Here is a 12,126-nt window from a genome sequence, read left to right as displayed (position 1 = left end):
CCTGGAAACTCAGGCGTCGCGGGCGCAGCGAAACCCGATGTGTGACATTCCGGTGTCCTCGGCCTGCGGCGAGCGCGCTGCGGGACGAAACCTCAGGCAGTAGTCGGGCGAGCACAGGAACGATCCGCCCTTGAGCACGCGGCGGGGCGGTTCCGGGGGTGTTCCGGGTGCGGGTGCGGCGAGGAGGTTGGGACGGGCTCCCGCCTCAACGGGGGTGGCCGACGGCGGAAAATGGCGTGGCGTGTAAGCGTCCGAGGTCCACTCCCACACGTTCCCGATCATGTCTGAGAGGCCGTAGCCGTTGGGAGGGTAGGAGCCGACCGGTGCCGTGCCGCCTACTCCCTGGTTGTCGTGGGGGAACCGGCCGAGCCACGAGTTCGCCTGCGCGATCCCGTTCGGGTACGGCTCGTCTCCCCACGCGAACGCGGCGCCGTCCCGACCGCCGCGTGACGCGTACTCGTGCTCGGCCTCGGTGGGGAGTCGCTTGCCGGCCCAGGCTGCGTAGGTGCTGGCGTCCTCGTATGCGACATGCACGACGGGGTGGCTGAGGCGGTCGACGATCGACGATGCCGGGCCGAACGGCCGCTGCCAGGAGGCGCCGGGTTGCCACCGCCACCAGTTGCGCCAGTTCCCGAGGTCTACGGGGGTCGGCGGTGGGGTGAACACCATTGCGCCGGGCACGAGGTCCGCGGGGTCTGCGCCGGGGAACCGTGCCGGGTCGAGCTCGCGTTCGGCGACGGTGACGTATCCGGTCTCGGCGACGAAGCGCGCGAACTGCGCGTTCGTGACCGCGTGCGTGTCGATCCAGAACGGCGCCACCGTTCGGGGGTGCGCGGGCCGCTCGTCCGGGTAGAAATCGTCCGAGCCCATATGGAAGACGCCGCCGGGGAGCCGGCGCATGCCAGCGAGCTCGGGGGTGCGAGTGTCTGCGCTCATAGCAGTGCGGCGATTCCCTTCTGGAGCTGGAGTGCGCCAATGACGAGCAGGAGCGCGGCATTGAGCACGTGGGTGTGGGATGCAATCCACGTACGCACTCTATCGAGAAGCGGTTGCGCGGCGTCGCCCCGGATGACGACGTAGAGGACGGGGAGCGCGATGGGGAGGGTGCCGACGGCCGCGAAGGCGCCCGTGACCCACGCGGCCGCAGCGGTGGAGACGTGCGCGAGCGAGATGTCGAGCGCGGCGATGATTGCGCAGGAGGCGTCGACCGGGTTGAGCACGAACAGCCCGACCCCGAGGGCGAAGGTGCGGCCGGGCCGAAACGTCCCCACGGTCTGCAGCCACCCGGGGAGTTGCGGCGCGGCGGCGGCCACGTCGCGCGGAGTCGTGGCGGTGGCCAGGCGGGCGAGGTGCTTGCGGCCGCGGCGGTAGACCCACACCGCCGCACCAGCGAGGAGTGTGCCCAGGAAGAGGCGCACGACCGAGACCCACCCGGGCGGAGCGCCGCGCGCCTGGACCCCGAAGACGCCAAACAGCCACTGGAACAGGACGAGCAGGCCGACGAGTCCGAGCACCCAGCCGAGGAGGTAGGCGATGCCGTTCACGCGGGCCCGCTGTGAGAGCAGCACCGCGACGAGCGCCATGATCGCGAGGGGGCTGAGCACCACGCCGAGCGCGACCGGGATGAGGGTGACGGCGAGCTCGGTCATGGGCTACTCGCTTGGCCGGGCCGCTCAGCGCCGAGCTTCGCGATCGCGGCGCGGTTCGTGGGGTAGACGGCCTCGGTGCTGAGGACTCCGAGGAGTGACAGCCGGGGCAGCGTGGTGGGGCGCACGCGGCTGAACGAGAGCGACACGTCGTGCGTGACAAGCCAGTGTTTGAGCGCCGCGAACGCTTCGGCGCCGGTGACGTCGACATCGGTGACCGCCTCCATGTCGACCACCAGGTGGTGCACCCGCGCGGGCCCGGCAGCGGTGATCGCGTGCTTGGCGGCCGCCGTGAAGACCGCGCCGTTGGCGAAGAAGAGCGGCGCGGCGAGCCGGATCACGATCACGCCGGGCGCGGTGGTGCTGCCCGCTGGCGCATCCTCGAGGAGAGATTCGCCGGGATCGCCGGATGACTCGAGCACGTCGATCGCTGGGCTCGCGGCGCGCTTGGCGAGGTTGACGAGCGCGAGCACGAACGCCACGAGGATGCCCGCGATCGACCCCACGAGCAGAGTGACGAGGAAGCACGCGGCCCCGACCCCGAACTCGAAGCGATCCTGCCGCCAGAGTTCGATGAACTCGCGGACGCCGAGCAGCGGGACAATGGCGACCCCCACGATCGCGCCGATCGCGGGGGACGGAATGTCCGCGAGGAGCGCGGTGCCGAAGAGCAGCAGCAGGAGGGTGCCCGCCGCGAGCACGAGTGCGGGCAACTGGGTGCGCGAGCCGGCCTGGTCCATCGCTGCGGTGCGCGAGGTCGAGGAGCCCACCGCAAACGAACCCTGGGCGCCCGCCGCCACGTTCGCGAGCCCAAACGCGAGCAGGTCGCGGTTCGCGTTGAACGGGTAGCCGTGCTTCTCTGCGTACGAGCGCGACACGAGGAGTCCCTCGGCGGTCGTGACCAGCGTGAGCGCGAGGGCGGAGGGAATCAGTGCCAGCCACAGCGACCAGTCGAGCACGGGCCACGTGAGAGCGGGTGGCCCGGCTGGAACCTCGCCCAGCACCGCGACCCCGCGGGAGTCGAGGCCGGCGAGGACCACCGCGAGCCTGGCGAGGACCAGCACCACGAGCGCCCACGGGACGACCCGGGAGATGCGACGTCCCACCACGAGGACCGCGACGGCGCACGCAGACAGCGCGAGCGACCACGGGTTGAGTGTGCCGAGCCCAGAGACGAGTCCGACGAGTTTTTCGGGAAACTCGCCGCCCGAGTCGATCTTCACTCCCAGCATCTTTGCGACCTGGCTCACCGCGATGTCGAGCGCCAGGCCCCCGACGAAGCCCACCAGGATCGGTTTCGAGAGAAAATTCGCGAGGAAGCCGAGTTTGAAGACGGCGAGCAGGGCAAACATCACCCCGCAGATGATCGCCTGCGCGAGCGCGAGCGTCGCGTACCCGGCGCTCCCGGCGGTCGCGAGCCCGCCGAGCGACGAGGCGACGAGGGCGGCGGCGGCGGCGTCGGGGGAGGCGACCACCTGCCGTGACGACACCGCGAGCGCGTACACGATTGTTGGCACAATGAGGGCGTAGAGCCCCGCCGTCGGCGGCAGGTTGGCGATCTGCGCGTACCCGATGTTGAGCGGAATCGCGATCGCCAGCAGCGTGACGCCCGCGGTGAGCTCGGTCGCGAGGTTGTGCCTGGTGAGTCCGGCGAGTGGGTGCTGCATCGTGACTCCCTCCGGTGTGAGTGGCGCGGGCCCGAGCGGCACGCTCCCGGGTGGGCCATCGCGGGACCGGCCTGCGATCCCGGTCAGTCGCGCGCCATCGCGGCGGCGAGGTGGGCCTCAAGATCGAGGTACGCGTCGTCCGCGATATCAAACACCACCCGCGCGATCGTGCCCCCCGTGAAATCGAACCCGTACCCGTACAGCGACGACACCGGGTCGGCGCTGTCGCGCCCGATGGTGAGCCCCTCGCCGCAGAGCGAGAAGTGTCCCAGAACGGTGCGGATCCGCTGCTCGGCGACAAGCTGATCGTCGATGAAGAGCTTGAGCGGCCCCACGCCCTCCCGGTACTCTCCCATGCCCTCCTTCGTGAACTCGACGCCCAGAATGTGTGCGCCAGATTGTGGCACCGGGGCAGAGATTCGATCCTCCGGCGGGATTCCGAGGAAGTTGTACACGTAGTGCAACTGGCCGTCCTTGATCACGAGCGCGTGCCCGCCAAAGCGAGAGCCGTTCGCGAAGATCACCCCCTCTGACTCCGGGGTCAGCTCGACCTCGGCCGCGATCTTGTACGACACCCCGTGCACGTTCGCCGCGGAACGCTCGGGCACCTCCGAAGTGCCCGGGTAGTACACAAACTGGCCCGAGGGCGGCGCTGGCTGGTGGAACTCCATCGCAAGAAAGGTCTCGTAGTCCTTCGGGTTGCCAATGATCTGCAGGTCGTTCAGCGGCAGCACCTCGTTGGTGCGTGCCTCCTGGAGCCACAGATCCTTGAGGGCCGCGAGCTTCTCCGGGTGGTCCTGTGCGAGGTTCGTCGCCTCGGCGCGGTCGACATCCGTGTGGAACAGCTCCCACTCGTCCCCGGGGAAGTCACCCTTCCCGCTCACCGGACCGTGCACCGTCACCGCCTTCCAGCCCTCGTGCCAGATCCCGCGCTGCCCGAACATCTCGTAGTACTGCGTTTTCTTGGTTGATGGGGCGTCGGGCGCCGCGTCGAACGAGGGGGTCATCGACACCCCGGAGAGGGGGGTCTGCTGCACGCCAGCGTAGACCTCGGGAAACTCGACGCCGCAGGCGTCCAGGATGGTCGGCACGATGTCGGTGGAGTGGTGATACTGGTGGCGCACCTCGCCGGACGCAGCGATCCCTGCCGGCCAGTGGATCACCATCGGATCGGCGACGCCGCCCTGGTAGGTGTAGCGCTTGAACATCTTGTACGGGGTGGAGAACGCGGCCGCCCAGCCGGTGGGGTAGTGGTTGTACGTGTCAGGTGAGCCGAGCTTGTCGACCATCCGCAGGTTCTCGGCCTCGTCGTCGGGGTAGCCGCCGAAGATCTTTCCCTCGTTCACGGATCCGTTGGGGCTGCCCTCTCCGGACGCGCCGTTGTCTGCGCAGTAGATGATGAGCGTGTTGTCCAACTGACCGGATTCCTCGAGGTAATCGACGATCCGCCCCACCTGCGCGTCCGTGTACTCGCTGAACCCGGCGAAGACCTCAGCCATGCGCGAGAACATCGCGCGCTCCTCCGCATCGAGCTCGCCCCACGGGCGGACCTCGTCGGTGGGGGAGAACGTGCCGGTGGGCATCGGATTGAGCGGGGTGAGCTCCGTGTCTGCCGGGACGATTCCCTTCTCCTTCATGCGCGCAAGCACCCACTCGCGGTACGCCTCGTAGCCGTCGTCGAACACGCCCCGATACTTTGCGATGTACTCCTCGGGTGCGTGATGCGGGGCGTGGTTCGCGCCGGGGCAGAACCACAGGTACCACGGCTTCTCCGGGTCGGTCTGCTTCACGTCCCGGATCATCTTGAGCGCCTGATCCGCGAGGTCCTTCGAGAGGTGATAGCCGTCCTCCGGGAGGTATGGCTGATCGATGTAGTGATTGTCTTCCGCGAGCGACGGGTACCAGTTGTTCGTTTCGCCCCCGATAAAGCCGTAGAACCGGTCGTACCCCTGCGCGAGCGGCCAGTGCTTCTTCGACGCGCCGGCCGTCCACTCGTCGATGGGCACGTTGTGGTTTTTCCCCACCCAGAACGTCGACCAGCCCGCGTCGCGCAGCAGGTGCGCCATCGTCACGTTTGAATCGGGAATGTGCGAGTTGTAGCCGGGGAACCCCGTCGACGATTCGGAGATCGTCGCGAAGCCGTTCAGATGGTGGTTGCGTCCGGTGAGAAACGTGGAGCGGGTGGGGGAACACAGCGCGGTTGTGTGCCACTGCGAGTAGGTGAGGCCGCCACTGGCGAGCCGGTCGAGCGTGGGCATGTTGATGCGGCCGCCGTACGGGGACCACGACGCCATGCCGGTGTCGTCGTACAGCACCACGAGCACGTTGGGGGCGTCCGTGGGTGCTGGGGTGGGGAGAAACGCGTCCCAGTCGGCCACGGAGTCACGCACGTCGAGCTCGATCTTCCCTTGAAATTTGCGAGTCATGATTCTGCATCCTCCGTTCGGCAGGGCGCCCGGCGTGACACCCGTATAGCCCGAGGCTAGGTTCGGGTCTCGCCCGGTGACAGGGCGCGTCCCCATTCTCATCCGGGTGATCCTGCGCAGAGTGCGCCTGAATCGGGGCGGCCCGCATCCACTGACATCACTCGGCGAGACGGCTCGCCGCCACTGAGTCGCGCTCGCCGCAGCACGCACCCCGGTGGGGCCCGACACGGCAGCTCCACCTCGCCGCCACTGGCTTTGGGGGAAGCGCAATAAACCCTCACAGCTCGTGCAGAGGATTGAACTCAGCCCCGTGTTCTCCCCGACAGAAATGACGACCGTGCCACTTCGCCGATTCAAGACGAAGCGTTCAATTGCGACGCGCAACAGGAACCGCGTCGGGCGCCACCAGGGCCGACGGCTTCGCCGCAGCGGGTACGTGCGTGGCGCGATTGCGCTCTGCATGGCCGGCGCGCTCGGTGCTAGCGGCATCAGCTCCGCGGCACTGTCTGCGGCCGCGTATCAAGACCAGGCATTCCTCAGCACGTCGATGAGCGTGGATCAGTTCGATATCCAGGTCGCCCGAATTATCGACGGCCTGTTTGTGCAGGACGGCAGCAAGTGGATACAGGCGGAGGATCCGGTCGGAGAAACCGCGGAGAAACAGTGCGCGGAGCCGCTGCGCCCCGGCGGTCCGGCGTGCGAGTTCGAGGTGAAGTACGTCAACGCTTCCAATACGTACCTTGCCGCGTTCCAATTTGCGCTGCGCCCGCAGCCCGGCTCTACCCCGAGCCCGGTGCTCGCCGACGCGCTCCGCTTCGATCTATCGTCGGCAGACGGACTCTACTCGGTGACAAATCAGACCTGGGAACAGATCCAGACGATGCGGTCCTACCAGGGCAGCGACACGCTCGCCCCGTTTGACTCGCTCGGTATGAAGGTGCGCATGTGGCTGCCCGCGAGCCAGAAGAGCCCCGTGCAGGACTGGACGCTGCTTGCCGACAAGACGTTGCGCCTGGGGAACGGAAACTGCCTCGACGACGTGACCCAGAACGGGGGTGACGGATCACAGGTGCTGAGCTATCAGTGCCACGGCTTCGCGAACCAGCAATGGACCTATAACGCCACCACGAAGGCGGTCAAGAACGTCGGATCAGGGAAGTGTCTCGCGTGGGGCTCGGGTGGATTTGCCGCCGGCGTTCCGGTCGTGAGCTGGGCCTGCAACGGTGCGCTTTCACAGCAGTTTGATCTGCCAGGTCTCCGCACGAAGGACGCGACTGGCACAACGCTGGTGGCCCAGGGTGGCAACAGCAACTCCGGGGTGACGCTCCAACCGGTCGCGGAGTACGCCGGAGTGGGGCCCACGCAGGACTGGCAGCACTGGCCGGACGGCACGGTGCGACTGGGCAACGGAATGTGTATCGACGATCCCACGAAGGCTGGCGAGAACGGCATCAAACTCCTGTCCTACGCGTGTCACGGTGGCGACAATCAGCGCTGGATCTACACGGCCGCGACCGGTGCGCTGAAGAACCTCTCGACGGGGAAATGCATGGCTTGGGAAGACGGTACCCACGCGGTGGGGAAGGCTCTGGTCAGCTGGGGCTGCAACGCCTCACTCTCGCAGAACTATCGTCTGCCCGGACTGCTGTCGATCAACAGTGCCGGGGCCGTGCTCGGTGTGCAGGGCGGCGCCAGCAACACCGTGTTGACGCTCCAAAAGCCAGACGGTGCCACCGGGCTCGGCTTGAAAAACACGCAGGTCATGGTGCAGCTGCACGCCCGGGCGACACCCGAGACGAAATAGGCGCGGCCCAGCCCGCCCAACCACACACAACTCAACAGACTTCGTTCTCGCTCCGGCGGAACGATGGCCGCTCGCTCAGCGCGGCCACCACGCAGCCCCGAACACTCGGTGCCGCGTCCCGGGTAACCGGGAACCCCACCACACACCCGAAAGGTTCATCTTCATGACGGACATCACCCCCAGCAAGAAGCGCGCATCCGGCCGGAAGCGCGCGATCGCGACGGGCGCTATTGCCCTGACCATCGCCTCGGCAGCGACCTTTGCGGCATTCCAGGATGCCGCGTGGCTGAACTTCGGCAACGGTGACAAGGGCATCTCCACCGCGAAGGAGGTCGACATCCAGGTGATCAACACCAACTCCGAGGGCGTGCCCGTGAAGACCAGCTTCGCGGCGGCGACGAGCAACAGCGACTGGCAGGAGTCCCCGGACTCGGCCAACGCCGCGCCCATCAACTTCGATGGCCTGCAGAGCATGGTTCCCGGCAACGTGGTCAACATGAAGATCCCGTTCCGCCAGGCGCCCAACCCGACCACCACCCACGGCCCGTCGGCGATCACCTGGAGCATCATCGAGACCCCGGGTAAGACCGGCCTGAACAGCTCGAACGCGGAACTCCTCAACGCGCTGCGGTTCCAGGTTCCGGGCGGCACCTGGAAGACCTGGGCCGCGTTCAACGGTGACGTCACCAACGGCGCCGCTGGCAACAAGTGGAACCCGACTGAGGGCGGCGATCTGCTGATCAACGTCAAGGTACAGGACGGCACGTCGGCGGATCAGATCCGCAACCAGAACGTGTTCCTGCAGATCGCGTTCGATTCGCAGGTCTGGCAGTAACTGACCCGCTCGCGGGGCGGCTCTTCGGGGCCGCCCCGCACCGGCGACCTCGCGCCTCCCCGCTCCGTATCAAGCCCCGCATCATCGGCGAAAGGACCATCCCGTGACGCACCCTCCCACCGGCAAGAAACGCGCGCTCCTCAGCGTGGGTGCTGTGCTCGCGGTCGGCGCCGCCGTGACCTGGGCGGCGGTGAGCTCCTCGGTGGAGACCGCCACGCTATTCGACGGGTCACGGAACACGCTTGACGTGCGGGCGCAGGCCTCGTTCGACCCCGACTGGCGGCCTGGCAGCCTCACCGAGATGAGCGCTGATCCGATCTCTGTGCACGACGAGGACCTCGGCACACTGCTCCCCGGCGAAAGCCGCACGATCTACGTCGCCGTGGGCAACGCGAGCCCCCGAAACCCGGCGCTGGTGACGATGCACATCGACGACCCCGACGATCTCACCGGGGTTCCCGGGGAGGACGGGGAACGCGCCGAACTGTTCGCTGACTTTCTCTTCACCGTCGAGGAGGACGGGGCGGTGCTGCTTGACAGGGTTCCAGGCACCACGGTCGCCGACTTGCACCACACCTGGGCGCGGCCGCTCAAGGCGCAGGCGACTCGTTTCCTCACGGTCACCGTCACCCTCGACCCAGCCCGTACTGATCCCAACCGCCCGGCCCACAGCGGTGTATCCGTGCGGTTCGACGGCGTCAGTGTTCCCCGATAGACCGCCTCAGCGCTTCCACCCCCAGCCCGCGTCCCCAGGAGGATCCCGATGAACGTAGTGCCACCCCTGTTCGCCGTCGCCCTCTCGGTGGCCAGTCTCATCAGCCCGGTCGCGCCCGTGTCAGGTGCGCCGGCCAGCGCGGCGCACGGCCCGCTCGATCTCCCTGAGCAGCGCGTGATCGTGGAGATGCCTGCCCCCGGCGAATCGGCGAGCACCGAGCTCAGCGTTGTGAACGTGAGCGCGAGCGCGGTGCCGCTCACGGTGTCGGTGCCCGAGTTCAGCGGGGTTGCGACCGAGGGCACCACGCCCGTGACCATCCGGGTGCTCGACGCGTCCGGGGCGGAGCTCCTCTCGTCGCAGCGCTCCCTGCACGGCTCGGCCGCCCCGCTCGGCGATCTCGCCTCGGGCAAGCGCGCCACGGTGACGATCGAGGCAACCCTCCCCATCACCGCGGAGAACGCGTACCAGGCGACGGACGCCGAGGCGGTCGTCCGGTTCAGCACCACCGTCGACGGTGGCACGACGCCGCCCACCTCCATCATCTCCCAGCTTGCCCAGACCGGCGCTGCCTGGCCGCTCGCCGCGCTGTTCGCCACCGGCGCCGTGGTCGCCGGTGTCCTGCTCACCGCTCGGGCCCGACGAAAGAACCGCACCGCATGACCCACCTCATCGAACGCCCGGGAACGGGCGACCGCCGCGAGGGCGCCGCGCCCGACCACGACGCGACCCAGGAACGCGAATCCCCGCTGCGCCGCCCGCGCGCGGCGACCACGAGCGCCTCGGCGTCCGGGCCGACTCCGTTTGAACGACTCTGTGACAGCACTGCGTCTGCGCGGGTCCCAGCGGATCCGAGCCGCTCCGGGGCGCCCGCCGCCGAAGCGAAGGGCGATGACCTGGCGGACCCTGATGAGCTCACCCGGGGCTGGCGCGTCTACCGCGGCGTCCGCAACACGATCCTCACCGTCGGATCAGTGCTGGGCGTGATCGTGCTGCTCGTCTTTGGTGCGGCCCTGCTCACGAACACCCAGCCCACCGTCGTGCTGTCCGGCTCAATGGAGCCGGGGATGCCCGTCGGATCGGTGGTGTTCGGCCAGATGCGCGACCAGGCCGAGCTTGAGATTGGCGACGCGGTCACGGTCGAACGCCCCGACAACAAGGGCCTCGTGACCCACCGCATCGTCGAGCTCATGGCGGGCGACCTCCCCAACACCACCGGGCTCATCCTGCGGGGCGACGCGAACGCCTCGAATGATCCATACCCGTACTCGGTTCCCGAGGCGCGCGTGATCGTCGCTACCCTCCCGCTCGCGGGGTACGCGGCCGTCGTGCTCCAGGGTCCCGCCGGGATCGCCACCCTCGCGTTCTTCCTGTGCACGGTGATCAGCCTGATGCTGCTTGATCCCAACCGGATCGGCGAGACCCGGGCTCAGCTCGCCGAACGCCACGCGGAGCGCGCGGAAAAGCGCTCGGAGAAGCGCGCGGGGCGCGCAACCACGCGCGCCGAACGAGGTCCGGAGGCCCCCCGTGCGTGAGAAGCTCACTCGACTTCCGGGAGCGCGTCGCCGACTCTCGCGCCACGCGGCGGCCGGGATCACAGTCGCCGCGGTGGTGGCGCTCGGTGCGGCGCTGCCCGTGGCGCTCACGGCTGCCGAGCCCATCGATAATGCCTATGTGAACTGGCCGGTGGGGTCGGACTACGAGCGGCCCAACTCTGGCGACTTCACGCCCGGTCCGACCACGGCGCCGCCCACGACCACGCCCCCGACGACCACGCCCCCCACGACGACGCCGCCCACAACTGCGCCGCCCACGACCGGCGGCGGCGTACCGGTGTCGAACTTCGAGAACCGTTTCGGTCTCTACCGCGCCGGGGGCAGTTGGTACGGCTACGGCATGAATCTCGCCTCCCAGCAGGGTCACGGCACCAACCCGGTGACCAATCCGGTTGTGGTACAAGCGCTCAACCAAGCCGGCATCGTCGAGGTCGCTATCGCTGGCTCGAACGCGCTCGGGCTCGACGGAAACGGCAAGCTCTGGAGCTGGGGTGGCGTGAGCCCGGTGCTCGGCACCAACGCGACAAACACGCAGGTGCCCACTCTGATCCCCGCGGTGAGCAACGTCAGCTTCACGAGCATCAGCCTGGGCGGCATGGTCAACAACGCCGCGACCTCCCACACGGCGATTGCCGCGGCGATCGACACAAACGGGGACCTGTGGACCTGGGGGAAACCCACCGACAGCCGCAATGTGAACAACTACATGCTCGCCGACGGCGGGGCCGCCCGCTCCGTGCCCACGAAGGTGCGCAGCGGCTACAAGTTCACCCGCGTGGTGCTCGGAGCTGAAGCGGGCGCCGCAATCGATGCGAACAAGAAAGTTTGGACCTGGGGCAAGAACACCTGGGGCGGTCTCGGCAACACGAGTGACCCGCTTGCCACGCGCGCCGCGCCGCAGATGCTCACGACGCTCAGCAACGTCGTCGACCTCAGCTTCAGCCACTACACCAGTCACGCGCTCGACGAGTCCGGCGTGGTCTACTCCTGGGGCAAGAACACCCACAGCGCGCTCGGCACCTCGGCCACCTGTGGCCTCGTCGACGGGATCAACACCTGCCCGATCAAGGTTGCTGGCCTGCCCGCGGTTGCCCAGATCAGCTCCGGGTTCGAGCACACGGTAACGCTCACCAAGGCCGGCGAGATTTGGTCGTTCGGTGGCAACGAAAACGGCGAACACGGCACCAACTCTGAGGCATCGGGCGGGAACGGGCCGTCTGGTCCGGTCCGCACCACGTCGCCCTCGGGAGCGGCGGCGATTACCGGGGTGCTCGCCCTCTATGCGGGCAGCCTGGCAATCGACGCGAACGGTACCCCCTACACCTGGGGCAGTAACACCGGCACGAGCCAGGCGCTCGTTGGCCAAAACTCGTCGCAGCTCGGCAACAAAATCACGCAGGCCTGCAACCAGCTGATCCCGCAGAAGCCGCAGGACCAGACGTTCAACGGGAACTGCAAGACCCCCAAATAGGCACCCCGC

At 68.0% G+C, this 12,126-nt stretch carries 10 protein-coding genes; 6 read left to right on the top strand and 4 right to left on the bottom strand.

Annotated elements, in window-relative coordinates; translation table 11 throughout:
- Positions 1-9: 9 nt before the first annotated feature.
- From EV139_RS14205 to EV139_RS14190, 4 genes are all read right to left on the bottom strand, one after another.
- Entirely contained in the window at positions 10-900 is an 891-nt protein-coding gene (locus tag EV139_RS14205; protein WP_130455450.1) for a formylglycine-generating enzyme family protein, read from the bottom strand.
- A 32-nt stretch (positions 901-932) separates the two neighbouring features.
- Positions 933-1,649, bottom strand: coding sequence for a GAP family protein (locus tag EV139_RS14200; protein ID WP_130455230.1), 717 nt, complete (start codon positions 1,647-1,649; stop codon positions 933-935).
- Positions 1,646-3,313 carry a SulP family inorganic anion transporter gene (locus EV139_RS14195; RefSeq protein ID WP_130455228.1) on the bottom strand — a complete coding sequence of 556 codons (1,668 nt, stop codon included), beginning with the start codon at positions 3,311-3,313 and terminating at the stop codon, positions 1,646-1,648. Before EV139_RS14195 ends, EV139_RS14200 begins: the two co-directional genes overlap by 4 nt.
- A gap of 83 nt (positions 3,314-3,396) precedes the next feature.
- Positions 3,397-5,739 carry an arylsulfatase gene (locus EV139_RS14190; RefSeq protein ID WP_130455226.1) on the bottom strand — a complete coding sequence of 781 codons (2,343 nt, stop codon included), beginning with the start codon at positions 5,737-5,739 and terminating at the stop codon, positions 3,397-3,399.
- Positions 5,740-6,076: 337 nt separating this feature from the next.
- Between EV139_RS14190 and EV139_RS14185 the strand changes: the two genes are divergently transcribed.
- The 6 genes from EV139_RS14185 to EV139_RS14160 all read left to right on the top strand — a co-directional run bounded on the left by EV139_RS14185 (position 6,077) and on the right by EV139_RS14160 (position 12,117).
- Positions 6,077-7,543 (top strand): RICIN domain-containing protein, encoded by a 1,467-nt coding sequence (locus EV139_RS14185; protein WP_198677588.1) that lies wholly within the window; start codon positions 6,077-6,079, stop codon positions 7,541-7,543.
- Positions 7,544-7,706: 163 nt separating this feature from the next.
- Positions 7,707-8,378, top strand: a complete 672-nt coding sequence (locus EV139_RS14180; protein ID WP_130455222.1) for a hypothetical protein — start codon at positions 7,707-7,709, stop codon at positions 8,376-8,378.
- A 103-nt stretch (positions 8,379-8,481) separates the two neighbouring features.
- Positions 8,482-9,093 (top strand): hypothetical protein, encoded by a 612-nt coding sequence (locus EV139_RS14175; RefSeq protein ID WP_130455220.1) that lies wholly within the window; start codon positions 8,482-8,484, stop codon positions 9,091-9,093.
- Positions 9,094-9,141: 48 nt separating this feature from the next.
- A complete protein-coding gene (locus EV139_RS14170; protein ID WP_130455218.1) occupies positions 9,142-9,753 on the top strand; it encodes a hypothetical protein in 612 nt (203 codons plus the stop codon).
- Positions 9,750-10,625: a signal peptidase I gene (locus EV139_RS14165; RefSeq protein WP_130455216.1), complete on the top strand. Its 876-nt coding sequence runs from the start codon at positions 9,750-9,752 to the stop codon at positions 10,623-10,625. The genes EV139_RS14170 and EV139_RS14165 overlap by 4 nt, the downstream gene beginning before the upstream one ends.
- Positions 10,618-12,117: an RCC1 domain-containing protein gene (locus tag EV139_RS14160; RefSeq protein WP_130455214.1), complete on the top strand. Its 1,500-nt coding sequence runs from the start codon at positions 10,618-10,620 to the stop codon at positions 12,115-12,117. The genes EV139_RS14165 and EV139_RS14160 overlap by 8 nt, the downstream gene beginning before the upstream one ends.
- Positions 12,118-12,126 lie beyond the last annotated feature (9 nt).

Origin of the sequence: Leucobacter luti (assembly GCF_004217175.1) — a bacterium.
In the GTDB taxonomy this organism is placed as follows: domain Bacteria; phylum Actinomycetota; class Actinomycetes; order Actinomycetales; family Microbacteriaceae; genus Leucobacter; species Leucobacter luti.
The sequence above is the reverse complement of the archived record's forward strand: the minus strand, read 5'-3'. Positions and strand labels throughout refer to the sequence as shown.